This is a genomic window from Streptomyces sp. NPDC004609, assembly GCF_042873655.1.
In the GTDB taxonomy this organism is placed as follows: Bacteria; Actinomycetota; Actinomycetes; order Streptomycetales; family Streptomycetaceae; genus Streptomyces.
Window position 1 is genome coordinate 12,154 of sequence record NZ_JBIALS010000002.1, and the last position, 25,783, is coordinate 37,936.

The 25,783-nt window shown below is 72.6% G+C and carries 21 protein-coding genes and 1 pseudogene; 13 read left to right on the top strand and 9 right to left on the bottom strand.

Annotated features, from left to right (window positions below):
- Positions 1-53: 53 nt before the first annotated feature.
- The gene (locus tag ACFYT4_RS01920) at positions 54-1,391 is read left to right on the top strand and encodes a PLP-dependent aminotransferase family protein (RefSeq protein ID WP_389264757.1); all 1,338 of its coding nucleotides are present in this window, start codon (positions 54-56) and stop codon (positions 1,389-1,391) included.
- Positions 1,392-1,479: 88 nt separating this feature from the next.
- Positions 1,480-1,986 (top strand): annotated as a pseudogene (locus ACFYT4_RS01925) (S8 family serine peptidase); the annotation flags it as partial.
- Here the strand turns inward: ACFYT4_RS01925 and ACFYT4_RS01930 are convergent.
- The 6 genes from ACFYT4_RS01930 to ACFYT4_RS01955 form a co-directional block, all read right to left on the bottom strand.
- Positions 1,919-2,587 carry a lysophospholipid acyltransferase family protein gene (locus ACFYT4_RS01930; RefSeq protein WP_389264293.1) on the bottom strand — a complete coding sequence of 223 codons (669 nt, stop codon included), beginning with the start codon at positions 2,585-2,587 and terminating at the stop codon, positions 1,919-1,921. The pseudogene ACFYT4_RS01925 and the gene ACFYT4_RS01930 overlap by 68 nt on opposite strands.
- A 162-nt stretch (positions 2,588-2,749) precedes the next feature.
- Positions 2,750-3,016 (bottom strand): hypothetical protein, encoded by a 267-nt coding sequence (locus ACFYT4_RS01935; RefSeq protein WP_389264295.1) that lies wholly within the window; start codon positions 3,014-3,016, stop codon positions 2,750-2,752.
- A gap of 136 nt (positions 3,017-3,152) precedes the next feature.
- Complete coding sequence (locus ACFYT4_RS01940) at positions 3,153-4,427, bottom strand: hypothetical protein (RefSeq protein WP_389264297.1); 1,275 nt, start codon at positions 4,425-4,427, stop codon at positions 3,153-3,155.
- Between the two features lie 178 nt (positions 4,428-4,605).
- Entirely contained in the window at positions 4,606-5,487 is an 882-nt protein-coding gene (locus ACFYT4_RS01945; protein ID WP_389264299.1) for a hypothetical protein, read from the bottom strand.
- Entirely contained in the window at positions 5,484-6,479 is a 996-nt protein-coding gene (locus ACFYT4_RS01950) for a hypothetical protein (protein WP_389264300.1), read from the bottom strand. Before ACFYT4_RS01950 ends, ACFYT4_RS01945 begins: the two co-directional genes overlap by 4 nt.
- The gene (locus ACFYT4_RS01955; RefSeq protein ID WP_389264302.1) at positions 6,476-8,704 is read right to left on the bottom strand and encodes a hypothetical protein; all 2,229 of its coding nucleotides are present in this window, start codon (positions 8,702-8,704) and stop codon (positions 6,476-6,478) included. Before ACFYT4_RS01955 ends, ACFYT4_RS01950 begins: the two co-directional genes overlap by 4 nt.
- Before the next feature lie 620 nt (positions 8,705-9,324).
- On the opposite strand from ACFYT4_RS01955, the gene ACFYT4_RS01960 reads away from it, so the two are divergent.
- Positions 9,325-10,248: a phosphotransferase family protein gene (locus ACFYT4_RS01960; RefSeq protein ID WP_389264304.1), complete on the top strand. Its 924-nt coding sequence runs from the start codon at positions 9,325-9,327 to the stop codon at positions 10,246-10,248.
- 244 nt (positions 10,249-10,492) lie between these two features.
- Here the strand turns inward: ACFYT4_RS01960 and ACFYT4_RS01965 are convergent, their stop codons facing one another.
- The gene (locus ACFYT4_RS01965) at positions 10,493-11,746 is read right to left on the bottom strand and encodes an MFS transporter (protein WP_389264306.1); all 1,254 of its coding nucleotides are present in this window, start codon (positions 11,744-11,746) and stop codon (positions 10,493-10,495) included.
- A gap of 245 nt (positions 11,747-11,991) precedes the next feature.
- Positions 11,992-12,588 carry a TetR/AcrR family transcriptional regulator gene (locus ACFYT4_RS01970; RefSeq protein ID WP_389264308.1) on the bottom strand — a complete coding sequence of 199 codons (597 nt, stop codon included), beginning with the start codon at positions 12,586-12,588 and terminating at the stop codon, positions 11,992-11,994.
- A gap of 289 nt (positions 12,589-12,877) precedes the next feature.
- Between ACFYT4_RS01970 and gdhA the strand changes: the two genes are divergently transcribed.
- The 6 genes from gdhA to ACFYT4_RS02000 all read left to right on the top strand — a co-directional run bounded on the left by gdhA (position 12,878) and on the right by ACFYT4_RS02000 (position 20,395).
- The gene (gene gdhA, locus ACFYT4_RS01975; protein WP_389264310.1) at positions 12,878-14,272 is read left to right on the top strand and encodes an NADP-specific glutamate dehydrogenase; all 1,395 of its coding nucleotides are present in this window, start codon (positions 12,878-12,880) and stop codon (positions 14,270-14,272) included.
- 274 nt (positions 14,273-14,546) lie between these two features.
- On the top strand, positions 14,547-14,858 hold the full coding sequence (locus ACFYT4_RS01980) for a GNAT family N-acetyltransferase (RefSeq protein WP_389264311.1): 312 nt from the start codon (positions 14,547-14,549) through the stop codon (positions 14,856-14,858).
- A gap of 243 nt (positions 14,859-15,101) precedes the next feature.
- A complete protein-coding gene (locus ACFYT4_RS01985; RefSeq protein WP_389264313.1) occupies positions 15,102-18,578 on the top strand; it encodes a tetratricopeptide repeat protein in 3,477 nt (1,158 codons plus the stop codon).
- Positions 18,575-18,943 carry a hypothetical protein gene (locus ACFYT4_RS01990; RefSeq protein WP_389264315.1) on the top strand — a complete coding sequence of 123 codons (369 nt, stop codon included), beginning with the start codon at positions 18,575-18,577 and terminating at the stop codon, positions 18,941-18,943. Before ACFYT4_RS01985 ends, ACFYT4_RS01990 begins: the two co-directional genes overlap by 4 nt.
- Positions 18,944-19,414: 471 nt before the next feature.
- A complete protein-coding gene (locus tag ACFYT4_RS01995; RefSeq protein ID WP_389264317.1) occupies positions 19,415-19,798 on the top strand; it encodes a hypothetical protein in 384 nt (127 codons plus the stop codon).
- Between the two features lie 240 nt (positions 19,799-20,038).
- Positions 20,039-20,395: a hypothetical protein gene (locus ACFYT4_RS02000; protein WP_389264319.1), complete on the top strand. Its 357-nt coding sequence runs from the start codon at positions 20,039-20,041 to the stop codon at positions 20,393-20,395.
- A 68-nt stretch (positions 20,396-20,463) separates the two neighbouring features.
- On the opposite strand, the gene ACFYT4_RS02005 is transcribed toward ACFYT4_RS02000, so the two are convergent.
- Positions 20,464-20,589: a hypothetical protein gene (locus tag ACFYT4_RS02005; RefSeq protein WP_389264321.1), complete on the bottom strand. Its 126-nt coding sequence runs from the start codon at positions 20,587-20,589 to the stop codon at positions 20,464-20,466.
- Between the two features lie 425 nt (positions 20,590-21,014).
- Between ACFYT4_RS02005 and ACFYT4_RS02010 the strand changes: the two genes are divergently transcribed.
- The 4 genes from ACFYT4_RS02010 to ACFYT4_RS02025 all read left to right on the top strand — a co-directional run bounded on the left by ACFYT4_RS02010 (position 21,015) and on the right by ACFYT4_RS02025 (position 25,780).
- Positions 21,015-21,899, top strand: a complete 885-nt coding sequence (locus ACFYT4_RS02010) for a universal stress protein (RefSeq protein WP_389264323.1) — start codon at positions 21,015-21,017, stop codon at positions 21,897-21,899.
- 277 nt (positions 21,900-22,176) lie between these two features.
- Complete coding sequence (locus ACFYT4_RS02015) at positions 22,177-24,042, top strand: M6 family metalloprotease domain-containing protein (protein ID WP_389264325.1); 1,866 nt, start codon at positions 22,177-22,179, stop codon at positions 24,040-24,042.
- A complete protein-coding gene (locus tag ACFYT4_RS02020; RefSeq protein ID WP_389264326.1) occupies positions 24,039-24,860 on the top strand; it encodes a hypothetical protein in 822 nt (273 codons plus the stop codon). The genes ACFYT4_RS02015 and ACFYT4_RS02020 overlap by 4 nt, the downstream gene beginning before the upstream one ends.
- Complete coding sequence (locus ACFYT4_RS02025) at positions 24,857-25,780, top strand: RimK family alpha-L-glutamate ligase (RefSeq protein WP_389264328.1); 924 nt, start codon at positions 24,857-24,859, stop codon at positions 25,778-25,780. Before ACFYT4_RS02020 ends, ACFYT4_RS02025 begins: the two co-directional genes overlap by 4 nt.
- Positions 25,781-25,783 lie beyond the last annotated feature (3 nt).

A 25,783-nucleotide genomic window follows, 5' to 3' on the forward strand; every position in this document is an offset into this window, starting at 1 on the left:
TGCACTCGGTGCAATCATATGATGGGATGCTGTCGGCACGGGAGGTGAGGGATGTGAAGGACTACCGGAGCGTCGCGGACGCGGTGGCCGCCGAGATCAGGACGGGTCGGCTGGGACCGGGTGACCGGCTGCCGCCGCAGCGGGAGTTCGCCCGGCGGCACGGCATCGCCAACTCCACCGCCACCCGTGTGTACCGGGAGCTGGCCCGCCGGGGACTCACGGTCGGGGAGGTGGGCCGCGGGACCTTTGTGAGCGCCGCGCCGAGCCCCGCTGGCCCCTCCCTCACCGAACCGGCGGACTCCCGGGTCGATCTGGAGCTCAACTACCCGGTGGTGCCCGAGCAGTCCGGGCTGCTGGCGGGAGGGCTCGGCGGGTTGCTGAGCCCCGACGCCCTGGAGCACGCGCTGCGGCCGGTCGGCGCGGCCGGCACTCCCGCCGCGCGCGAGACGGCGGCCGCTCTCCTCGCGCGGGGAGGATGGCGGCCGGACCCGGCACGGGTTCTGTTCGCCGGGAACGGGCGGCAGGCGATCTCGGCCGTCGTCTCCGCGCTGGTGCCGCCCGGTGGCCGCATGGGCGTCGAGGAGGTGACGTATCCCGTGATCAAGGCCATCGCCGCCCGGCTCGGCGTCACCCTGGTGCCGCTCGCCATGGACGGGTCGGGACTGGTCCCCGAGGCCGTCGAGCAGGCCCATCGGAGCGGACCCCTGCACGCCGTCTATGTGCAGCCGACCCTGCACAATCCGCTGTCCCTCACCATGCCCGAGGACCGGGTGCGCCGACTGGCCGATGTGCTGGAGCGGTTGGGGATCCACGCGGTCGAGGACACCATCTGGGCGTTCCTCCGCGACGAGACGCCTCCGCTCGCCTCGGTGGCCCCCGGGCGGACGGTCCTCGTGGACAGTCTGTCCAAGAGGATCTCCCCCGGTCTGACCCTCGGGTTCGCGGTGGTGCCCGGCGACGTGCTCGGCGCCGTCGCCACCTCGCTGCGCTCGTGCGGCTGGACCCCGATGCCGTTCGCGCTGGAGGCGGCCTGCCGTTGGCAGTCGGCCGGCACGGTGGGGAAGCTGGTACGAGCCAAGCAGCGCGACGCGGCCGTGCGCCAGGAAATCGCCGGAAGGCTGCTCGCGGACTTCACGGTACGCAGCGATCCGCACTCGTACCACTGCTGGTGGGAGCTGCCCGGCCCCTGGCGGGCGGACACCTTCGTCGCCGCGGCGGCGCGCCAGGGCATCGCGGTGACCCCGGCCGCGGCGTTCGGCGTCGGCCGCTCGATCGCGCCCAACGCGGTCCGGCTGGGACTCGCGTCGCCGCGGACCGAGGTGCTGGCCCAGGCGCTGTCGACGCTCGCCGAACTCGCCCGGTCCGCGCCGGACGACCTGGTGACCGACTGAGACCGCGTGCCGGGGTCCGTGCACCCGGCGGGGCTCAACGGCCGCCCGCGGGGCGCGCGTCGCCCGGGACGGGAACGCCGTCACGGCCGTCGCCGATCACGGCATCCTGCCCGTGGTCGGCGCGGGCAACGACGGCAAGGACGCCTGTGACGTGTCCCCCGTGGGCGCCGGGTGGGCCCTGACCGTCGGCGCCGGCGACGTCGACGTCGACAAGGAGACCGACTTCAGCAACGTCGGCTCCTGCCTGTGGATCTACGCCCCCGGCCGCGCCATCATGCCGGCGAGGCTCAACGGCGGCAGCACGGCCCTGGACGGTACCTCGATGGCCGGCCCGCACGTCTCCGGTGTCGCCGTCCTCTACAAGGCCGCGCGGCCGTCGGCTTCCCCGGCCGAGATCGCGTACCGGCTCGCGGGCCAGTCCACCAGGAACGTGCTCACCGTGACCACGTCGTCCCCCAACCGCCTGCTCTACACCGGCGGAGTCCGACCGTCTCTCCCAGAAGCCCCTGCGGGCGGGAGCCTTGGCGTCAGCCGCTCCGCCGGGGCCGTGCGGTGCCCCCGGACAGACGTACCGCGCTCTCCCAGGCCCCCGTGACCGCCGCGCGCGCCTGGCCGGTCGCGCTGTCGAGATCGCCGCGCAGATGGACCGGCCGGGCGATGTGCACATGCAGGGGCGGCCGGCGCAGCGGGGCGGTCACCACTCCGGCCAGCTGTTTGACCGGAGAGCCGGAGGCGAGCCGCCGCGCCCCGGTCTGCCCCAGGGGCACGACGGGGGCGCCGGTGCGCAGCGCCAGCCGGGCGATGCCGCTGCGGAAGCGCTCCGGCTCGCGGTCGGCCGCGTCACGGCGGTCGGGCAGTCCGCCCTCCCCGTAGATGAGGACGATCCGCCCGTCCGTCAGGGCGTCGGCCGCGTGCTCCAGGGAGTCGGCGGCGCGGCTCGTCCGGCGGTGCACGGGGATGTGGCCCTCACGGGTGAGTGCCTGTCCCAGCAGGGGAAGCCTCCACAGGCCGGCCGTCGCCAGCACGACCGGGCGCACCCCGAGCCGGTGAAGTGCCGCGAGCACCAGTCCCGGGTCGGCGAGCGAGGTGTGGTTGGGGGCGAGGATGCTCCCCCGGGGGATCACGGCGCCGTCGTCCAGCGTCACCGTGATCGGGCCGAACAGGGGGTAGAGGCGGTGGGCGGCGCTGCTGAGCATCGTGGTGTCCCGTCGGTGTCGGTGAACTGCCCCCAGCCTGCCGGGCGGGCGCGCCCCGGGTCCTGAGTACGCCTACTCATCCGCACATGAGTGCTCCGGGGCCGTCCGCGCTCCCGGCCGGGCCTGTGCCCACCGTCCGGCCGGGTGGGGGCGGCGGCCCGGTCAGTGGGCGTCGCCCTGCCAGTCCCACCGCCGCGGATCCCCCGCCCTCGGCCCGTACACCGCCCGTCCGCCCGGTCCGAATCTCCCGATCTCCGTACGCAGGGCCGCCCCCTCGCGCAGTTGTTCCTCCGTCCAGTCCGTGACGTCCAGCAGCAGTCCGTCCAGCGGTCCGGCCACCAGCTCCCGGTAGACGTGCCCCGGGCGGGGTCCCGGGTCGGGGTCGTCGTGATCGGCTCCGTACACCCGGCCGCGCATCAGTTCGTCCATGCCCTCCAGCCTCCCAGCCGCCTCTGACACCCGGCCCGGACGCGGGGGCACCCGGCACCGCGCCTCTCCCCCGTAGCCGAGTGGTGCCCCCGGCACCGACCCCGCTCCCCGGCCGGCCCGATCCGGGCGAAAGAGCCTAGTCGAACCGGGAGCTGGGCACCGGACCCGGCGAGCCGAGGTGCGAGCGCGGACCGGTCGCCCACGCGGAGGCGGTGGCGGAGACGAAGGCGCCGAGCAGTTCGTCCGGATCGGCCGGTGTCTGTCCGTCACCGGCGTCGGGTTCGCCGGTGGCCGCGGCGATGTCGGCGGCGATCTCCGCCTCGGGCCGGGAGTCCGGAGGGAGCTGTTCCACAGCGTCGCCGACCGTGCCCAGCCTCGGCCCCCAGGGTTCGACGACGCTCTGGCACAGCAGGCCGCTCACATCGGCGCCGACGGCCGGCGGTCCGGTCCAGCAGGTGGCGTGCTCGTACAGGACCTGGCCGTCGGCGCGGTAGCGCAGGGATTCGGCGAGGTCGCGGTCGAGCGTGTTCAGGTCGTAGGCGACGATCACGGTGTCCGTACGCAGCTGGTCGTACGGCTCCACGGGCAGCTGGAGCACCCGGGCCGCCGCGATGCCGAGGATCCGGTGCGCGCGGCCGGGGAGCAGGGAGACGGTCCGGGACTCACGGCCGGCGGTGCGCAGGACGAGGGCCAGCCGGTCGAGGCCCTGCCGGCACTGCTCCACGCTGTCCTGGATGTAGGCGTACCGGCCGTTCATCCCGGCGTCGAAGCCGTAGGGCGACAGGGTTGCCAGGTGGCCGCCGGTCAGGACGTAGTGCCAGCCGCGCAGATCCCGCCGGTCGAGCGGGGTGGCACCGGCGGCGAGTTCGGCCCGGTGCAGCATCCCGGAGATCCGCCCGTGGGCCCACTCCCAGGCGTGGTCGTCCGGCGGGGGCAGCCGTACGAAGCTGTCGTGGGCCCGCGCGAGGTCTCCGGCCAGCAGGGAGTTGTAGACGAGGAGGTAGCGCTCGGGCCAGGGGTGCAGCACGGCGTCGCGCTCCGCGAGCAGGGCCGCCGCCTCCGCGTGGCGGTGCTCCCCTTCCAGCGCGGAGACCAGTTCGGTCAGCAGGGAGCGGGAGTCGGGCACCCGGCGCAGGGCCTGGCGCAGCGCGGGTACGGCCAGGAAGGAGATGCCCCGGTCGATACAGCCGTAGCCGAAGTCGAAGAGGGCCTGGGGGTCGTCGGGTTTCCTCGTCAGGGTCTTCGCGGCTCCGGCGAGGTCCTCGAAGCCGACGGCGGTCGCGAGCAGGCGCACCACCTGCGCCAGGTCGCGGAGGGGGGTGGTTTCGGCGATCGGGCGCAGCGCCCGTACGGCTCCGGGTATGTCCCCGGATTCCAGGAGCTTCTGCGCTCCGCTGAGTTCACTGGTCATCGCCAGTGATCATCGTGCGGCGGGCCCGGGGCCGCAAGACTTTTTCGCGCGGTACCGGCGACGGATATGACCGGCGCGGCGGTGGGATGCGGCAGGCGTACGGTGAGGAGGCCGGGCCCGGCGGCGCGGGGCGGTGTTCGGCGGTGCCGGACACGGTACGGGTGGCGGCCCGGCCGGTTCATCTCAGGACGGCGGCGAGCACCGCGAGGGCGGCGGCCAGCGCGGCGAGGACACCGAGCGTCCAGTTCTTCCACCCGGCCCTCAACTCCCGGGTCAGCAGGGCTCCCCGGGCTTGGCGGAGGGGCAGGACGTCTTCGCCGGTGATCCTCCGGCCGAGTCCGTACAGGGGCATGACCGCCTGGAGGGAATCCCTGCCCAGCAGGGTGGTGACGACGAGAAGGGGCCGGGCGTCGCTGCCCACCAGACGGGCGTCGAGGCCGAACCGGTTGCGTGCGGCCTGTTCGGCGGGGGTCCGCTGGGCGGCCGTGTGACCGGCCAGGGCCGCCAGCATCCCGGCCGCCCTGCCCCGGGTCGCCGGGGAGTCCGTGTCCGTCCGGATCTCCTGCGGGGCGGGAAGGTCACCCGCCCGGGGCATGCGCTCCCCCGCCTCGGTCAGCAGCGCGGCCCAGCGCGCGGGGTCGACCGCGAAGCCCGGGGTGGCCGCGGGCAGTCCGTGGTCGAGGGGCAGCCGGTCCTCCAGGCTCCCGGCGAGGAAGAGGCAGGCGACGGCGAGCATGTCGGCGGGCGGGGCCGCGGACTGGGCGGTGCCGAGGACGGTGGCCCGCACGGCGCGGTTCATGTGGTCGCTGCCCGCCCGGGGCGGGCGCAGCCCCGTCAGCAGCAGAATCCACCGGGGTTCCAGCCCGCGCCGCTGCCGGACCGCGTAGAGCAGCAGCGACGGCCTGGTGTCGTCGATGAGTTCGCTCACCGACCGCCCGGCGCGCTCCTCGATCAGCAGATCGGGGTCCGCGCCGGTGCCCTCTCCGGCCGGCAGCCAGGTGTAGCCCTGTTCGGGGAGGGCCCCGCAGGACTGGACGGCCCAGACGGCCCGCGTGCTCATCCGTGGTTCGCCGGGTGCAGATACGGATGGTCCTGGAGCACCTGGATACCGGCGCCGGTCCTGGTCCCCGCGGTGAACTGGGCGATCGCGGCCTCCAGGGCGCGGTCGGTGCGGAACGCCTGCTCCATCATCTCCCGCCAGGTTCCGCGTCGCTCGCGGCGGTAGACGTTGATGACGAACCGCAGGGCGTAGCGCAGGGGCTGATCGGTGTCGACGGGACGGTAGGGCGCGCCGGGGCTGCGGCTGCGGTAGTGGAACTGGACCGTACCGTCCTGCGACTCGGTGGTGGAGGAGAAGACGATCGATCCCGTGGTCTGCACGGGCACCAGGACACAGCCGATCCGGGGCCGTATCTCGGGGTGCGCGAGATGGGCGAACAGGGGCTGGTATCCGGCGCGGACCTGCTCGGCCAGCTCCTTGGCGCCATGGGGTCCGGCGAGGTACTTCTCGCCCTTGAGCGGGGTGACGACCAGGAGGCGCGGCCGGTGGTCCTCGCGCAGGATCTCCTTGATCCGCTCGTACATGAGATGCGGCTGGTTGATCCTGTGGTGGTAGAGCCCGTCCCGGGCGACGAGCGCGGGCGCGTCCACGGCCAGCACGATGACCTGGCTGTCCTGGAGTGTCCGGCGCACCTTCTGGCCGACGGCCTCACTGCTGAGGTCGCGCAGCAGTTCGCCGGCGTAGTCGGTGAACCGGAGGGTGAAGCGGGGGTTCTTGTTCTTGCGCCCCACACCGATGTCGTAGCGGTGGAGGTCGATCCGCTCGGTGCCGGCGACCCCGTCGCGTACCTGGACCGACCGGGAGAGGGACTCCAGGACCGCGACGGCGTCGCTGAGTTTGACCGCGGTGTCCCCCACCGGGGTGAGATCGAGGTCGGTGGCGCCGATGACCTGGGTGTACTGGGCGTACATCGAGGCCAGCAGGGAGGTCTTCCCCGCTCCCCGCGGGCCCAGCATGCAGACATCGAGGACGTACTTCTCCGCCTTGCTCATGCCAGTGCCTCCTCGGGCTCCGGGTTTCCCGCCGGTACGGCGGAGTCCGCGGCCGCCGCCACCGCCGCCCTGACGGCGGCGACGGCCTCCGACCAGTGGCGCAGCTGCGCCGCGTGCTGGGCGAGGGCGGCGAACCGGCCCGGCCAGATCTCGGTCCGGGCGTCCTGGTAGAAGAGGCGCCACTCGTCCTGGGAGCCGGCGGCGGCGATCACCCGGTCGTAGAACTCCTCGACGATCGAGAACACGGCGGCGCTGGGGTCCGCGAGCACCTTGTCCAGTTCGCTCCGGCAGGCGAACAGGGCCTCGTCGTAGGCGACTTCCAGCATCTCCAGGACCTGGCCGGTGGTGGGGACGGGGTCGTGCGGGAAGCTCATGGCGGGAGTGTCGGCGTGCAGGCCGTCCAGGCAGGCCCGTACCCGGTGCTGGAGCATGCCCCGGTAGGAGAGCTGGAAGTCGGCCAGCAGGCGCAGCGCGTACCGGATCTCGCTGCCGCCGTTCTCCCTGACCCGGGGGACGCGCTCGGCGAGCCGGAGCAGGAACTCCCGGCCCTCGGCGTCGTCGATCTCCGCGAGACCGCCGGGTCCGCGCAGCACGTCGGCGACCTCCTGGCGCATTCTGTCGGTCCGCGCGTGGAGGGCGCCGTCGCATTCGAGGAAACGGCGCGAGAGCCGGGCCCGTGATTCGTTGAGGTACTTTCCGTACGCCACGCTCAGGCCGTTCTCGCGGGCCGCGCGCACGGCGAGCTGTTCCGCCGTCGGATGGCGGGGGTCCTCCCGGGCGGCGCGCAGGACCTCGGCCACGGCGTCCGCGAGCAGGCCGTCGGTCCACTCCCGCTGTTCCCGCAGCCGGTCCACCAGTTCGGCGAGGGCGTTGGCGAGCTGCCCGTGGGCCTCCTCGAACAGTCTGATGAAGGGCACCGACCAGACATCGGCCGGCTGGGCCAGATCGGCCAGCCGTCCCGCCCGTTCGGCCAGCCGTGCCACGCGTTCGCGCAGTTCGGCGAAGCTCTCGCGGCGCGCGGCCAGGTGCCGTTCGTCCAGCTCGTCCAGATGGTCCGTCAGATGGCCGAGGACCTGGTCCATCACCCCGGCCACCTCGGCGGGCCGCGAGCAGTCCGCGATCCGCGCCTCGGAGACCGCGAACCGGGAGGCGGGCAGCCACTGTTCCAGCATCTTGCGGGCGTTGGCGGTGTTGTCGCCCTTGGCGGGCGTGACACACCGGTTGACCACGAGGAACGAGCAGCTCTCCAGATCCGCCCAGGCGAGCCCGTCGCGCACATGGTCGAACAGCTGGTGGTCGGGGGTGTCGATGGCGTCCCCGGACGCGTCGGGACGGCGTACGAACACCACCACGTCGATCTCGTCCTGCAGCGCCGACACCAGACGGCGGGCGTCCTGGAGATTGGTGTCCCCGAGGCCCGGCAGGTCGATGAGCGAGAGCCCGGTCCAGTCCTGGTGCTCGAACCGGGTGGTGATCCTCACCTGCCGAACGGCGCGGAAGGCGTGGTACGGCTCCTTCTCCTCCGGGTCCGCCTGGGCGACGAAGCGGCGGATCTCGCTCGCGTCGACGGTGTGGGGGGACGGCGTGGACAGGTAGCGCCGGTACTCGGGGAGCGCGGTGTGGAACGCGGCCAGATGGCTGTAGCGGCTGCCGCCGACCGCGCCGTCGCCGTCGGGCTCGGGCGGCAGCGGCCCGGCGAACCGGTCGAGTGTGGCGGGCGCGGGGCCGAGGCCCAGTTCGGCGTAGTAGGGAGCGATCACCTCGCGCAGGAAGGAGCGTTCGGTGTAGAAGAACACCTGGGCCTCGGTGGCGGTGCCCTCCTGGTGGCGCAGCACGCTGGTCACTCCCGTGCAGAAGCCGCCGTCACCGGTGGGGACTTCACGGTCCGTCAGCCCGGTCAGGCTCTTGATCAGTTCGCTCTTGCCCTGTCTGGCGCGGCCGATGACCCCGACGTTGAGCGTCGGCCGCCGGAACCGGGCCGCGGCGGCCTCCAGTGCGGCGGCCTCCTGGGGCAGCTCTTCGAGCAGCCCGGTCAGCTCCGCGCCGATGCCCGCGAGATGGCTCTGCGCCTCGTCCGGCACCTGTGTCACCAGATCGGCGCGCAGGGCCTCCAGTACGCGCAGGGCGTCGAGCACCTCCGTCACCCGGGCATGGGCCCGCTCCAGCGCCAGGGCCTGCGCGGCCCTGCGCCGGCGTATCTCCTCGATGCGCGCACGACGCGACATACCCCACCCCCGTCAGTCGCCTCCGGCGGCACCCCCACCGCCGGGCACAGCGATGATGACAGCAGCGCTCCCGGTTTGTCAGGGCTTCCGCCGACTTCCGGGGGGCCACCACGGGGCCGGGCGGTCGGGCGTGAGGCGACCCAGGTGCGGGCGCCCGGGACGGCGTCCGCCGGGTCCGGCCGGTCCCGTACACCCGGCCCGTCCGGACTCCCCCTCCGGACGTGGCCAGGCTCCCCATCCCGCGTTCCGTGCCCGTCCGGGGCAGCGGGGCCGGGCCGTGGCCCCTGGGCGGCACGGGGCGGGTGCGACACGATGCCCGGGTGCCCGCGCGTGCCCGACGGGAGGCGCGCCCGGGATGTGCGGGCGCGCGGGAATCGTCATGAGGACCCTGCCCGGTGGCACCGCGGCGAGGCGGGAGCGGGGCTCCTCGGTCCTCCCGCGGGGCGGCGGAAAGCCGGGCGGCCGCCGTGGCCGGGGCCGCGGGCGCGACCACGGGAAGTCGGCCGGCCGGTGCCCGGTCGCCATGTGGTCACCGCCCGGTCGGGGATCGGCCACCGATCGGCCACGGCGGGCGCGAAAACTCGTTGTCCACCGGCACCGGGCACCCTACGGTCGCGCTCATGTTGCCTGCCGTGGAAACAGACGAAGAGTGGGATGCGATCGTCCCCGACGAGACCCTGATGCGACCGGCGGTGGAGGACCTCTGTGCCCGCCTCGGGCTCGACAGGGCACCTCTGGTGCGGTTCGCGGACGGCTCGCAGCCGGTCTACGCGGTGGGAGACGAGCACGTCCTGAAGCTCTTCCCGGGGGCCGCCGCCTCCGAAGGCATCACGGAGGGGCGTGTCCTGACCCACCTCCAGCAGCGGCTGCCCGTACCGACCCCGCAGGTGCGGGACTACGGCACGTACGAGAACGGCTGGCGGTACGTCCTGATGTCACGGCTCCGGGGTGTGGGGCTGTCCCACGCCTGGGAGCGTGTTCCGGGCAGCGACCGGGAGCGGATCGTCGCCGAGGCGGGCGGGATTCTGGCCGCCCTGCACGCGATCGACCCCGAGCCGCTCGCGGACGTCCTCGGCCCCGGGGACTGGGGCACCTTCCTGGACACCCGGCGCGCGGCCGCCGTCGGGCAGCAGCGTGACCGCGGGCTGCCGGAGTCCTGGCTGGAGCAGATCCCGCTGTTCCTCGACTCGGTGACGCTGCCGAGGGATCCTCGGCGTGCCCTGCTGCACACCGAGTTCATGCGGCAGCACCTGCTCGTCGACCCGGACACCTGGCGCCTCACCGGGCTGCTCGACTTCGAGCCCGCGATGATCGGAGACCGCGCCTACGACTTCGCCGGGGTCGGGCTGTTCGTCAGCTGCGGTGATCCGAAGCTGCTGGCACGCTTCCTCACGGCGTACGGCCGGTCCTTCGAGCCGGCCCAGCTCCTCGCGTACACACTGCTGCATGTGCACAGCGATCTTCCCTGGTACCTCCGCGAGCTGTCGGCGCCCGCCGAGGGAAGGCTGGAGTCGCTGGCCGAACGGTGGTTCACCGGCGTCTGACGGGCCCGCCCCGACACCGGGGCGGGCACCTCCGGGACCGGGGCCCGGGCCGTACGGGTCCCGGACCCACCGCGTGGCCGGCCGTGCCCGGGGCCGCCCCGGAGAGGACGACCACGAGCACGCGGTCGCCCTCGAAGGGGCGGTACCCCGGGCCGGGCGTCCCTCACCTGGAACGACCCCGACGGCATCCGGCACAGCACACGCGTATCGCCCACCCAGCCGACCGTCCCCACACAGTCACCGATCAGCGTGGCATGGCGTGCCGACGTCGCGTTGAGCGCGGATGACGAGTCGAACCTGTCGAAGACGGTTCCGAAGACGCGCGGTGCGGTGGCGATGAGGCGTCGGCCGTTCGGGGCACGGCCGAACCTTGCCGGATGTCGGGAATCAGGGTCACCAGGGCCAGGACCGCGAGAGCGGCGCCCAGCCACAGTGGAGCGGTGAGCCCGAAGGAGCCGATGCCGATGCCGCCGACGGCGGAGCCGATCACCACTCCCATGGTGATGAAGGACGAGTGGACGGTGTTGACGAGCGGACGGGCGTTGGCCGTGCGCTGAACCCTGCTGATCATGGCGGGGTTGAGGGTGACACCGACGAATCCGATGCCGAGCATGGCCAGGAGCGCCGGGACCTTGAGGTCCGCGAACAGGGCGAAGGCCACGAGGAAGAGGGTGTTGAAGGCGAGTCCGGTGACCAGGACGCGGATGGTGTGCGCGTCGGCGAGCCGCGCCACGACGGCGTTCCCGACGACCGTGGCCGCGCCGTACGCGAGCAGCAGCAGGGGCACCACGCTCCTGGTGAATCCGGTGACCTCGGTGAGAACGGGTGTGAAGTACGAGAACGCGGCGAAGGTCGCGCCGATGATGAACATCGAGGTGGACAGCACCAGCCACAGCCTCGGCTCGCGGAAGGCGGAGAGCTCCTGGCGGAAGTCCTCGGAGTCGTCCGCGTGGTCGAGGGAGGGAACAGCGATCCTGGTGGCCACGGCGGCGATCACCGTGATGACGCCGACGGCGACGAAGGCGGCCCGCCAACCCCAGCGTTCGCCCACGAGGGTCGAGATCGGCAAGCCCAGGAGTGTGCCGACCATGAGGCCCTGCATCGCGACGCCGATGGCCCGTCCCCGTGTCTCGGGCGTGGTGATCTGTGCGACGACGGAGAGCGAGACGCCGAAGAACGCGGCGGACGCGGTGCCGGTGACGACACGGGCCACGAGCATCAGCCAGTAGGTGGGGGCGACGCCGGCGAGTGCGTTGCCCGCCAGGAAGACGGCGAACAGGATCATCAGCGCTGTTCGGGGGCGGAATCTGAGGACGGCGGCCGTGGCGAAGGGGCCGCCGACGGCCATCGCGACGGCGAACGCGGTGATCAGATAACCGACTTGGGGGATGGTGACGTCGAGGTCGTCGGCGATCTGCGGCATGAGGCCGCCGACGAGGAACTCGCTGGTGACCATGGCGAAGATGCCGAGTGCCATCAGATGGACGGACTTGGGCACGGAGGTGCTCCCTCTCACGGTGGTGGGGTGCGGTGCGGCGGGGGTGGCCGCGAACGCCAGTTATGGACTATTCAGTACAAAATCAGGGCGCGGTTCGGCCCGGCGCGGGGGTGACATCGGAGGAGCCCGCGCCACAACGGGAACACGGGAGTACGGGAGCTCAGCGGCCCGGCGGCCGGCCCCTCAGGGGCGGGCACCCGGCCGCTCGACGAAACGAGGACCGAGCGGCTCCGTGACTCAGCGGCTCAGCGGCTCAGCGAATCGACCCCGGCGGCGGCGATGCGGTCCAGTTCGGCACGGCCCGCGCCCGCCTGTGCGGCGACCCGCATACCGGAGACGACGGCCACGAGATACCACGCGAGACCTTCCGCGTCCCCGGACGAGGTGATGGAACCGTCCCGCTTGCCGTCCTCGACGACGGCACGGAGCAACGCCAGCCGTCTGCGCAGGTCCCTGTCCAGGACCTCCGCGGCCCCGGCGTCGCGCGCCGCGAGGGCGGTCAGCGTGTTCACGACGAAGCAGCCCACGGAAACCCCGCCGTCACGGGTCTCCATCTCCGACCGGACGATCAGCGCGAGCAGGGCCCTGATCCGCTCCAGGGCACTGCCGCCCCCTTCGCCGAGCAGCCGGGCCTGCCGGTCGGTCATGGTGTCGGCGTAGTGCGTGAGCGCCCGGAGAAACAGGTGATGCTTCGAGGTGAAGGTGTTGTAGATGCTGCTGCGCCCGAGGCCCGTGGCGTCGCACAGATCCTGCGTCGACGTGGCCTCGTACCCCTTGGACCAGAAGACGCGGGAGGCCGCTTCCACGGCCCGGCCCTCGTCGAACTCACGTGGTCGTCCCATGCCGGAAACCGTAGCACCATTTTGGAACGAACAGAACAAAAAAATCCCCTGACGAAACGCCCGGGCGGAGGGGCTCGCTTCCCTTGCGCGGCACGGCTCGGCGGACTCCCGGCCGAAACGGCCACCGCGCCTATGAGTATCGTTGCGGTGCACATCCGTATTTCTTGGGAAAGCCGCACCTGTGTCGCCCGGTGTTCCGGGCGGTGGGCGGGACCGGTCAAGGGCGACCGGTCGAGCGCCACAGAGCCCCCGGCTGTCCGTTCCCGAAGTGCAAGGAGCCCGATCACCGATGGTGCCACCGCCCCTGTCTCCCGCGCCCTCCGCAGGACCGCTGAACGCTTCCGAGGACCGCGTACTCGACCCGCTGTACGCGCAGGTCCTGCACCGCAACCCCGGGGAAGCCGAGTTCCACCAGGCCGTACGGGAGGTCCTGGAGAGCCTCGGGCCGGTGTTCGCACGGCGTCCCGAGTTCGTCGACGCCAAGATCATCGAGCGGATCTGCGAGCCGGAGCGCCAGCTGATCTTCCGGGTGCCGTGGGTGGACGACTCGGGCGAGATCCATGTCAACCGGGGCTTCCGGGTGGAGTTCAACAGCGCCCTCGGACCGTTCAAGGGCGGCCTGCGCTTCCACCCCTCGGTGAACGTCGGCATCGTGAAGTTCCTCGGCTTCGAGCAGATCTTCAAGAACGCCCTCACCGGCATGCCCATCGGCGGCGGCAAGGGCGGCAGCGACTTCGACCCGAAGAACCGGTCGGACGGCGAGATCATGCGCTTCTGCCAGTCGTTCATGACCGAGCTGTACCGGCATCTGGGCGAGTACACCGACGTCCCCGCGGGTGACATCGGTGTCGGGCAGCGCGAGATCGGCTATATGTTCGGCCAGTACAAGCGGATCACCAACCGGTACGAGTCGGGCGTCCTTACCGGCAAGGGCCTCAGCTGGGGCGGCGCCCAGGCCCGTACCGAGGCCACCGGATACGGCTGTGTGCTGTTCACGGCCGAGATGCTGCGGACCCTCGGCCAGGACTTCGACGGGCAGCGCGTCACGGTGTCCGGTTCGGGCAATGTCGCCGTCTACGCCATCGAGAAGGCCCAGCAGCTCGGCGCCACGGTGGTCACCTGCTCGGACTCCGACGGGTTCGTGGTCGACGAGAAGGGCATCGACGTCGAGCTGCTCAAGCAGATCAAGAACGTGGAGCGGGGCCGGGTCGCCGATTACGCCGAGCGGCGGGGCTCGGCGGCCCGGTTCGTCGCGGGCCCGGGCGTCTGGCAGGTGCCGTGCGATGTCGCCCTGCCCTGCGCGACCCAGAACGAGCTGACCGAGACCGACGCGCTGGCCCTGGCGCGCGGCGGGGTCAAGGCGGTCGGCGAGGGGGCGAACATGCCCACCACGCCCGAGGCCCTGCGGGTGCTCCAGAAGGCGGGCGTCGCCTTCGGTCCCGGCAAGGCGGCGAACGCGGGCGGGGTCGCGACGAGCGCCCTGGAGATGCAGCAGAACGCGTCCCGCGACTCCTGGACGTTCGAGCACACCGAGGAGCGCCTCGGCGAGATCATGCGGCACATCCACGACACGTGTCATGAGACGGCCGAGCGGTACGGGCAGCCGGGGAACTACGTCGCCGGGGCGAACATCGCGGGCTTCGAACTGGTCGCGGAGGCGATGCTGGCGCAGGGCGTGATCTGACGCCTTCGCCGTCACGGATGTACGGCCGGGTGGAGCGGGTCCCGCTCCACCCGGCCGTTCGCGCACTCCGACCGGGACGGGCACCGGGTACGCCTGGCCCGCGGCGCCTTCGTTTCGTTCCCCGGCGGGAGCGCGCTCCCCGGCGGCAGGACGTCGCCCGCCCCCGGAAGGCCGGTCCACCAGGCCCGGAGCGGCCTCCGACGGCGGCCCCGGGCCGCACCCCCGGCCGGGCGTTCTCCTGCATCACGCCGCCCCGGATGACAGCATGTGCGCCATGGAGAACACAGATGTGTCCGTGGAGGACGTGCCCGAAGCGAACCACCTCCGGGCGAAGGCGGGCCCGGACATCGCGGGCAAGGCGGAGTACATCCGTACCGCCGAGCTGATCGCCTTCGTCCACACCGAGGTGCCCCGGCGGTTCGAGGGCATGGGTGTGGGCTCGGCCCTGGCCAGGGCCGGGATCGAACTCGCCGACGCCCAGGGGCTCAAGGTGCTGCCCGTATGCCCCTTCATCTCCGGCTGGATGGACCGCCACCCCGAGTACGACCGGCTCCGCTACCGCCCGGCCAGCCGGGTCGAGGACTGAGCCGGGTCCGGGCCGTCCCGGGCGGAGCCGGATGAGCACGGCTGCCGCGGTGGTGATGCCGAGGGGAACGCGGCCGCGTCCGCCGGGGCGAGCGGCCGCGGTCCCCGCCCTCGCCGTCCGCCCCACCCGCTCGATGGCACGGCGGGCGGGGTGGATTACGGCCCGGACCTGGGTACCACCCCCTCACGCACGGCGGCCGGACGGCCGGAGCACGGTACGGGGGGTTCAGTGGTCTATGAGCATGTGGGACGGTACATCCGCAGACGGGCGCCGGAGGAGGTCCTGCGCGCGCTGCAGCAGCCGGACGCGGAACGTCCCGTGGTCGTCGTCCGGGGCGTCAGCGGGCTCGGCAAGTCCCTGCTGCTGCGGCACACCAGGGCCACCGCGTCCTGTCCCGTCCGGCTGATCGATCTCGACGAGATCGTCCGCAGGCACCCGGTGGCCGAGCTGGCCGAGCATCTGTCCGGCGCGCTCGCGGGGTCACTGGCCTCGGGAAGCCGCTTCGGGCCCTGGCTGCTGTGGCGCTACCGGCGGGCCCTCGGCGCCGGACGCGGCCGCCGCCGGGCCGGGGTGCGGATCGTCCTGCGCGCGGGCCGCGGCGGCTCGGTCTCGCACAATGTGACGACGGTGCACTCCCACCGGGAACCGGCCGACCCGGAAGCCCTGGTGACGGGCCTGCTCCGGATCGCACGGCGGACCCGGGGACGCACACGCCTGGTGATGATCGACGCGTGCGAGTGGCTGAGGTATCTGGAGACCCCCGTGGCGGAGGACCGCTCACGGGGCGCCGACGTCGCCGCCTGGTTCACCGGGGAGGTGCTGCCCGCCCTGCTTCGGGCGGCACCCCGGCTGCGGTTCGTCCTGGCGTCCGGCGAGGAACTGCCCGTGGACCGCGCCCTGTCCACCGAGGTGCCCCTGCGCGCGTGGCACGCGCGCGAGACCCTCGCCTTCCTGGAGACCTGCGGCCTCGGTTCACCCGAGGTCGCCGAGGCCGTCCACCGCTCGTGCCGGGGGGTGCCGGTGTGGGTGGCCGCCGTCGCCGACGAGGCGTCCCGCCGCGGGACATCGTCTCCGCTGACCGCGGAATGGATCCTGGAGCGGTCCCGGACGGCTCCGGTGGAACAGTGGCTGCCCCGCGAGTTCGAGTCCCGGCTCCCGGACGGGTACCGGGACATCCTGCGGGCCGCCGCCGTCCTGCGGGACGTACGGACGGGTGCGGTGCGCGCCGTGACCGGCTCGGCCCGGCTGCCGCGGGGCTGGGAGCGCCGGCTGCTGGGCCACTCGTTCATCCGCGGATACCGGCATCCGCAGGGCGGCAGGCGCTTCGTCCTCCACCCGCTGCTGCGGGTCGCCCTGCTGGCGTCGCTGCGGGAGTCCGATCCCGCCGGGCTGGTCACCGCCCACCGGCGGGCCGCCGGTTACTGCGCGGACGCCGGGCTCTTCCTGGAGGAGTGCTACCACCGTTTCGCGACGGGGGACGATGCGACGGCCGGGCGGTGGGAGGCCGGGCTGCGCGAGGCGTACGAGGCCGAACGGTGGGACGTGGCCCTGCGGTACACCGATGCCGTCCTGGCGGACGAGACCGTGTCCGCCGTCACGGAGTCGCTGCCCCGCCTCGTGGCGGTGGCGACGGAGATCTCCGGGCTCATCGCCTGGCACCAGGAGCGGCACACCCGGGCCTATCGCCATCTCGGCCGCGCCCTGCGGATGCTCGGCGAACACGAACACGAACACGAACACGAACACGAACGCGCGGGCGAGGGCGACGGCGACGGCGAGGGCGACCGCCCCCACGACGGTCCCGACCCGGCGGGCCGGGCCGACCGCGGCACCGGCGCCGGCCGGAACCCGAGCACCGGCCTCCGTGAGCGCCTGCTGCTCCCCCTGGCCCGGTCGGCGGACGCGCTCCAGTACTACGGGGAGGCGGTGGCGCTCTACGCCGAACTCGCCGCGGCGGCGGGGGCGTCCGGCGGCGAGCCGGAGAAGTCCCTGGCCGCCGATCTGGCGAGGACGGCCGAGTACTCCGGGGACCTGCCGCTCGCCCGGGAGACGTACGAGCGGCTGCTGCCCCTGGCCGAACAGGCCGGCGACCCGGCCGAACAGGCCGCCGTGTGGAACGGTCTGGGACGCGTGCGGCTGAACACGGGCTCGCCGGCGCGGGCCGTCGAGGCGCATCGGCGGGCCCTGGCGCTGGTCGACGCGCTCGGCGAGCCGGGGGTGGAGGCGGCGGCCTGGCGCGGGATCGCCCAGGCGGAGCACGCCACGGGCGACGTGGCGGCGGCCGAGGCGGGCTACCGCAGGGCGCTGGCGCTGGGCATCGAGGCCGGGGAGGCCGACCTCCAGGCGGAGGCGTGGAACGGGCTCGGCCATGTGGCCTTCGACCGGGGCGCGTTCGACACGGCCATGGACGCGCACCGCTCCGCGCTGGACCTGTCCCGGAGCATCGGGGACGAGCACGGGGAGGCCGAGGCGTGGTGCGGCATCGCGGCCACCTTCCGTGAGCGCAGCAGCCCCGCGGAGGGCGAGGACCCGGCGATCCGCGCGCTGGAGCTGTACGAAGGGGTCGGCGACCGGCGGGGCCAGGCGTCGGCGCTGTGCGTCCTGGGGCGGATCACCTCGGATCTCGGCCGCTGGCAGGAGGCGGAACGGGCCTACCTCGCCGCCGTGGATGCGGCGGAGGGCTCCGCCGACTCCGAGTGCGTCGCCGAGGCGTGGTACGGCCTCGGGCACACGGCACATGCCGCCGGGCGGCGCGGCGAGGCCGAGGACAACTACCTGCGAGCCCTGGAACGGTTCGAGGCGCTCGGCAATCCCGGCTGGCAGTCCGACGTGCTGAACGTCCTCGGGCACGTGTGGCGGGACGGCGGCGATCTCGACCGGGCGGGCGACGCCTACCGGCGCGCGACGGTACTCGGCGCGCAGGGAGGCTACCTCGCCGGGGAGGTGCTGGGCCTGGTCGGACAGGGCCGGGTCGCCGCACTGCTCGGTGAACTGGATGACGCGGAGCGCCTGTTCCACGCGGCGATCGATCGCTGCGGCGACGGTGAGTACGTCATGGGGCAGATCGACGCCTGGGCCTGGCTCGGGAACATCGCCTTCGACCGGGGGCGGGCCCGGGAGTCGGAGGCCGCCTTCCGGCGCGTGCTGGAGCTGAGCGCGCACTGCGGCCCCGAGCAGAAGGTCCGGGCGCTGCTCGGGCTGGCGGACGTGGCCTGGCTCGACCGGGACTGGGACCGTGCGGTGCGCCTGGCCACCGAGTCACTGGGCATCGGACGGGAGCTGGAGCTGGCCGGGGAACTGCGGATCGACGCGCTGCTGTGCCTCGCCGCTGTGGCGCTGCGCCTGGACCACCTCGAAGCGGCGCTCGGCCACGCGGGCGAGGCCCGTGAACTCGCGGCGGGTCTCGACGACGCCCGCCTGGCCGCCCGTACCGCACTCGTGCTCGGTCTCGCGCAGACCGCCGCGCGGAACACGCAGACCGGTCTCGCGCTGCTGGCGGACTCCTGCGCGTCGGCGCGCGACTGCGGGGACCGCGGCCTCCGGGCCGAGGCGCTGCTCGCGCTGGCGACGGCCCAGTCGGAGGCCGGGCTGGCCATGGAGGCCCGTGGAACCGCCGAGCTGATCGACATCGACGTACTGCACGATCCCCGGAGCGTGGCGCAGGCCGGACGGCTGCGCTCCCGGGAGTCCATCGAGAACGAGGGAGAGGTGGAGGCATGAACGCCAAGTGGGCCGCCGCGCTGTCGGTGCTGCTGAGTGTCGCCGTCGGGGTGGTGACCAACCTGCTGACGAACGCGTGGAGCTGGACGCTCGGCGCCGGATTCGCCGTCCTGGTGTGCGCCCTGGTCGCGGTGGCGGTCCTCGGGACCTCCTCGGCGGAGGATGACGGGCCCGTGACCATGGAGGCCACCTCGGGCGGGCGCGTCACCGGCAACACCTCCACCGTGGGGCTGTCCGGAAGGCTCCGGCTGCGGGCCTCCCGGCGGGGTGTGGTGCGTGACAACACCACGCAGACGGGAGACGGCACGGCCGAACTCCGGGCCCGGAACGGCGAGATCTCGGGCAACGAGACCACGATCCAGTGACCGGACCGGGCCCCGCCGGAAACGGTACGGGCGCGCGGGGTGGACCCGGAGCCCGGGAACCCGCCGGCGCCGGGTTCCCGGGCTCCGGCACGGCCGGCCCGGCCGTCCGGTTACCCGGCGCATGACAAGGTGCCCGCCGGGGACACGCTGTCCGGACGCTCAGCGCGGCGTCGAACTTCGAGCAGGATCATCCGCGCGAACGGACGGCACGCGAAAGGCCGCGCCAGCTCCTGGATCAGAACCCTTCGAGTTTCAGATCCACAGTCCGAGAAGTCAGCCCCGCGCGATACCACAGTTCGACTTTCCAGCAATTCCTGTCGATCCGAAAAGGTATTGTATCGAGATGATCCCGCCGACCTGATGATTCGGCGGGATCATCTGGCGTCAACGATAATTTGGCGCGGAAATTCGAGCGCCCCGGTAACCGACGTTCCAGTGGGCTCAGAAATTCGGAATACCCGATCATCAACGTTGACTATTGAACTGACGAGCAATCTTCCTTGCGCAGCTCACCGTCACGATGATGGCCGCTACTGGCGCCAGAAGCTTGAGGACGACCGAGCGATCGGAGGAGATCACCGCTGCCGCAAGGATGATCACAAGGGGAATCGATATCCAGGGAATACTCTTCGCCAGGAGACCTTCATCCTTAAAGGAGTTTTCCATTCCTCTCACCTTCTTGCAGCACATTTTGCCGTCGTTGCAGCAGAACCGGACAGCATCGGACCGGAATTACGTGAGACCAGCCGAAAACAGAAAGGAAACGATCGCGAGGAAGAAGGAAAGGACCAAGAGCATCACCATTCGAGGCGTTCGGCCGAAGAATCTCGTGAGCGCCACCAGGGCAAGGAGTGACCATGACGCGTTGAAGATGACAAGGGTGGCATGGGGCGCGGCACCTGCAATTCTGCCGAGAACGGATCCGACGATGGACCCGATTACTACGACACTTGCGGATTCCCATCGAATCGGAAGGAGTTCCGCACCCCTACCTCGTACACGTTCCTTCCGTGCTTTCCGATCGCGAAATCCTGCCATTGCCAGCAGATCCTGGTGGCCGTTCCTCTTCCTTCTCCCCCGCGCGATCATGGAGGCATGAAGCGAACGCGATGCGAGCGATGCGACCTGTTCGTCGGAGAGGGATGCGATTGCCCGCCGGACGGCGCGGCCCCCCGGCCCATGAACGGCGCGAGCGCAGCACCACGGGTCCGGTGGGAGAACGCCGCCGGGATGCTCCTGATCTCTCCGACGGGCTACGCCCACATTCCAGGAGCGTGCAACCACGAAGTGGAGTCGCCGCAGGACGCCGGCTGGGGGTGGATTCCCGCACCGGAACGGGGGCTCTGGACCCGGCTCGGTGCGCAGCAGCCCGTACGGGCGACGGACGGCAACACCGCGCTCCGGGCGACGAAACGGTGCCCGGACTGTGCTCACGCCCTGGGGCTCACCTGACCGTGCTCAACGCTCAAGAACAGGGGTGCGCAGGACGGGAGACCCGGCATACTCGACCGGGGAGGCCCTCACCCGTCCAGGGCTTCAGCGGGGCTGAACAGGTTCGCGACGGTCTGCCCGTGATCGGTGATGGCGGCCGGTTCACGGGTGGCGCTGACCTCGCGGGCGATGGCACCCGGGCTGCCCCGCCCCATCAGGCGCGCACCACCCCATCGCACCGAGGAGACACCCGTGAGCCGGCATCCGGGCCCGTCACCTGTCCGACGCGGCCGAGGCGTCCGCGCCTTCCATCACACATCCAGCGGCGCCGCGAAGGACCGGGACCCAGAGCCTCGTACAAGCTGATCGTCTTCAGGGTGTTCCAGACGGCAGCGCTGAGTCGCTTCCCTGTGGTAAGCGGTTCCGCCGCTCGGCGGTCCGGTCGGGCCGGACGGGACCGTACCGAACGGGACCGAGACATCACTCTCCGTGGCCGGTGGGGACGTCCGGGCTCCCGGGCTGTTCGGCCCCTGGCTCCGGGTCGTTCGGCCCCTGGCAGCTCCTCATCACACGATCGACACTGGAGACGGGACGGCGACGGCGCCGATGCGGTCGCCGCACCGAGTGAGAGGGGAATGCTGTGAGGAACGGTCCGGTCGTAGTGGGCGTGGACGGCTCGCCGTCGAGTCTCGCCGCCGTGGAGACGGCCGCCCGGGAGGCGCGGCTGCGCGGGCTGGGCCTGCAAGTGGTGCACGCCTTCATCTGGCCGAACATGCATGTGCCGCTCGGCCCCTCGCCCATGGGCCCCCGTGACGGCGGACTGCGCAATATCGCCGAGCGGCTGCTCACGGAGGCCGTGGAGCACGCGCGGCGCGTGGAACCGGACGTCGAGGTGAGCTCGGACCTGGTCCCGGGCGAGCCGCTGACCGTGCTGGAGGCCCAGTCGCGTACGGCGTCCCTGATCGTCGTCGGCAGCCGGGGCATGGGCGGCTTCATCGGTCTGCTGGTCGGCTCCACGGCCGTGCATCTCGCCGCGTACGGCAGGTGCCCGGTCCTGGTGGTGCGCGGCACCCCGGATCCGTCCGGTCCGGTACTGCTGGCGGTGGACGGCTCCCCGCAGGCGGAGGCCGCGGTGGGGTTCGCGTTCGCCGAGGCGTCGCTGCGCGGTGCCGAACTCGTCGCGCTGCACGCGTGGAACACCTGGACCGAGCGGGGCGACGACGACCCGGGCCATCCGCAGAACCTCGTCGACGGGGCCGAACGGCTCCGGGAGACGGAGGAGCGGCTGCTGGCCGAGGCGCTCTCCGGCTGGCAGGCGAAGTACCCGGACGTGACCGTCCACCGGCGTCTCGTCCAGGAGCGGATCCGTCCCGCCCTGATCGACGCGAGCGAGGACGCCCAGCTGCTGGTCGTGGGCGCGCGGGGCCGCGGCGGCTTCAAGGGGCTGCTGCTGGGCTCGGTCAGCCAGGCGGCGCTGCACCACGCGCACTGCCCCGTCGCGGTGGTACGCGCCGGTCAGGAGTGAGCCCCGCCGTACGGCGGCCACGGGCGTGACCCGTTCCGTACACGCACGGGGAGTCCGCCGGGGCGCGGGCTTCCCGTGCGCGCGGACGACTTCGGGTACGTTCCCCGGCGGACGGCACGCTGGCGCCCGTGGCCGTATTCGGGCCCGGGGACCGGGCAGAGCAGGCGCCCGGGTCGACTCGCCGATGGCGGATTCCTACGATGCGTAGGAGTTCACGGCACCGGTCCGCGCACAGTGGACGCGGCCGTCCGTGCCGGGCATCCATCGGGGGGTACACATGTCAGAGCATGCCCAGCGGCAACGGACGGCTTATGCCGTCTGGTCCGACTTCTGCGCCGTCGCACCCAGTCCTGAGCTGCGCGAACGGCTGAACGCGCAGCTGGAGCAGCTGCGTTCGGGGGCCGAGGAGCTGGCCGAGCAGTTCACGGTCGCGCGCGGGCCGCGCCGGATCGGTTTCGACGACGGCACGATCTTCCCGCCGGACGAGTTCCCGCTCGGGACGCCGTTCGAGACCATCCAGTCGGCGGCGGCCGACCGTGCGCCGCTGCGGGGGTCCGTACGGGTCGTCGTGGTCCTCGCGGACTTCTCCGACAAGGCGATGTCGGCATCGAAGAAGCACTTCGAAGACCTGTTCTTCTCGCTCGGGGTCATGCCCCACGGCAGTGTCCGCGAGTACTTCCGCGAGGTGACCCACGGCCTGATCGACATCGTCGGTGAGGTCGTCGGCCCGCTGCGGCTGCCGCAGACGCTCGCCTGGTACGCCAACAACAACTTCGGCATCGGCAGGCCGAGCGGGACTCCGCGGGCGCCGATCATGGCGCAGGACGCGGTGCTGGCGGCCGACCCGCTGGTGGACTTCGCGCCGTACGACAACGACGGCAACGGGCTCGTGGACGCCTTCATCGTGGTGCACGCGGGCTCGGGCGGTGAGGCGAGCGGCCGTCCCGGTGACATCTGGTCGCACAAGTGGAATCTGCCCGCCGTACACACCTCGGACGGGACGCGGATCTACGCGTATCTGACGATCCCCGAGGACGCCAGGATCGGTGTCTGCGCCCATGAGCTGGGCCATCTGGTGTTCGGCTTCCCCGATCTGTACGACACCGACGGCACGTCGGAAGGCGTCGGCAACTGGTGTCTGATGGGGGGCGGTTCCTGGGGCGGCGGCGGTGACGTTCCCGTGCATCCGTCCGCGTACTGCAAGGTCAACCAGGGCTGGGCGACGTCGAACACGGTCACCTCCCGCGCCACCGTCACCTTCGAGGACGTGAAGACCGGTCACACGGTCCAGCGGCTGTGGAAGGACGGCGCGGGCGGGCCCGAGTACTTCCTGGTGGAGAACCGGCAGCAGAGCGGCTACGACGTCTCGATGCCCGGGTCCGGGCTGCTGGTGTGGCACATCGACGAGCGGCAGCCGGGCAACACCGACGAGAACCACTACAAGGTCGGTCTCGTACAGGCCGACAACCGGCGGGACCTGGAGATGGCGCGCAACCGCGGTGACGCGGGCGACCCCTACCCCGGCAGCACCAACAACACCTCGCTGACCGGTTCGACCTCGCCGAACTCGACGTCGTACGCGGGCGCCGAGACCTGCGTCTCCCTGACGAACATCTCGGCCTCGGCCCCGACCATGACCGCGACGGTCGCGGTCTCCTGCGGCAAGTCGCCGGCGAAGGAGTTCAAGGACGGCCTCAAAGATCTCAAGGACTCGCGCAAGGAGGTGAAGAAGGAGCTCAAGGAGTTCAAGGAGCGTCCCAAGGAGTTCAAGGAGCCCTTCAAAGAGCGCAAGGACCTCAAGGACCGGTACGAGCACAAGCGTCCCGAGTGGCCGCCCGTGGACCGTGAGGGCGGCGAAGGCACCGGGGACGCGGCGGGCGGCGCCGACCCGGGCGCGGCCGCCGCCGGGGGCGACCCGGTCGCGGAGGCCGTCGCCGAGCTGCGGGCCAGGCTGGAGGCGGTCGAGGAGACCCTGGGCCTCGGCGCCGGTCAGGGGGTGCCCGAGCCGTTCATCGGATCCGCGCTCCGGCCCGACCTCACGGGCGGCCCGGTGTACGACACGGATGCGCAGGCCCTGCGGCAGGCGATGGAGGCGGGCGACTCCGGCGCCAAGCGTGCCTTCGACACGCTCCCGCCGCGGTGACGGCCGCGGTCGTCGTCCTCGCCGGGTACGGCGACACCGGCGCGGCGGCGGTGGCCCGCGCCGTCGCCGCCCGGCTGGGCGGCGACCGGGTCCTGCCCGTGTCGCCCGGCGAGCTGGCCCGCGCGCGCTGGAGCCACCGGGTCGGCCCGGACGGCCGGGCGGCCACGCGGATCGTCCTGCCCGGCGGGCGGGTCCTGGACGACGCCGGAACGGGCGCGGTACTCCACCGGCTTCCGTACCTCGCCCCGGCGGGGCTGAGCCGGACCTCGTCGGCGAAGGACCGGGACTACGCGTCGGCGGAGCTGCACGCCCTGGTCGCCGCCTGGCTCCTCGGGCTCGGCCCGCGGGTCCTCGGCACGGTCAGCTCCTACGGGACCGCCCAGGGGCCCCTGTCGGCGACCGCGGCGCTCGTCCACGCCGAGCGCTGCGGACTGCCGGTGGCCCGCCGGGGCGGGGCGACCCGCGCCGGGCTGATCGGCGCCGTCCGGCCGGGTGAGCGCCTGGAGCACAGGCTCGCCTGGCCGGGCGGCAGCGCGGCTCCGGTCCCGGTAGAGCTCTGGCCGAACACCCCGCCCGACCCGGGAGGACGCGTCCTGGTGTGCGGGGAGGCGGTCGTCGGCCCGCTCGCCGCCCGCCACGCGGAGCGGTGCCGCCGCCTGGGCGGCCTGCTGCGGACCTCCCTGTTCGAACTGTGCTTCGCGGCCGGGGCGGTGGTGCGGATCGACCCGCTGCCGCCGCTCGGCACGGACGTGCAGCGCTCGGCCGTGGCACGCGCCCTGACCGCCCTGGCCGGTACGGCTCCCGGGAGAGACCTGTGATCCTTTTCTACGGCTGCCCGGACGACGAACCGCTCACCCGGGCCGTGAGCGCGGCGCGGGAGGCCGGTGTCGAGCATCTGGTGCTCGACCAGAGCCGGCTGGCGCACTACGACCTGGTCTTCGGCCCCGGGCTCGGCGACCGGCTGCGCGCGGAGGGCAGATCGCTGTCGCTGGACGAGGTCACCGCCGTCTACGCACGTCCCCTGGTGCCGCCGGCCACGGTCGGCGGCCCGGCCGCGCGGGCCCGTACGGACGCCTTCCACGGCTGGTTCACCGAGTGGCTGGACGTGGCCGGGGCGCTCGTGGTGAACCGGCCGGCGGCGATGGAGTCCAACGGGTCGAAGCCATACCAGGCGCAGCTGATCGCCCGTGCGGGCTTCGCCGTCCCCGACACCCTGGTCACCGACGATCCCGACGAGGTGCGCGCCTTCCGTGATCTGCACGGCCGGATCGTGTACAAGTCGATCAGCGGAATCCGGTCCGTCGTACGGGAGCTGACGGTGGAGGACGAATCGCGGCTGCATCTCGTGCGAGGACTGCCGACGCAGTTCCAGGCGTATGTGCCGGGGCGGGACGTACGCGTCCATGTCGTGGACGGGCGGACGTTCGCGACCGCGGTGGACTCACCGGCGATCGACTACCGCTACGCCGGCCGGGACGGTCTGCGCGCCGAGCTGAGCCCCTGCGAGCTGCCCGGGGAGGTGGCCCGGCGGTCGGCGGCGCTCGCCGCCGCGCTCGGTCTGCCGCTGTCCGGCATCGACCTGCGGGTCCGCCCGGACGGGGAGTGGGTGTGCTTCGAGGTCAACCCGATGCCCGCGTACGGTTTTTACGAGTCGCACACGGGCCAGCCCATCGCGGCGGCCCTGGTCGGTCTGCTCGCCGGGACGCACACGGGCAGCCCCGCGCCGGCGGGGGTCTGAGTA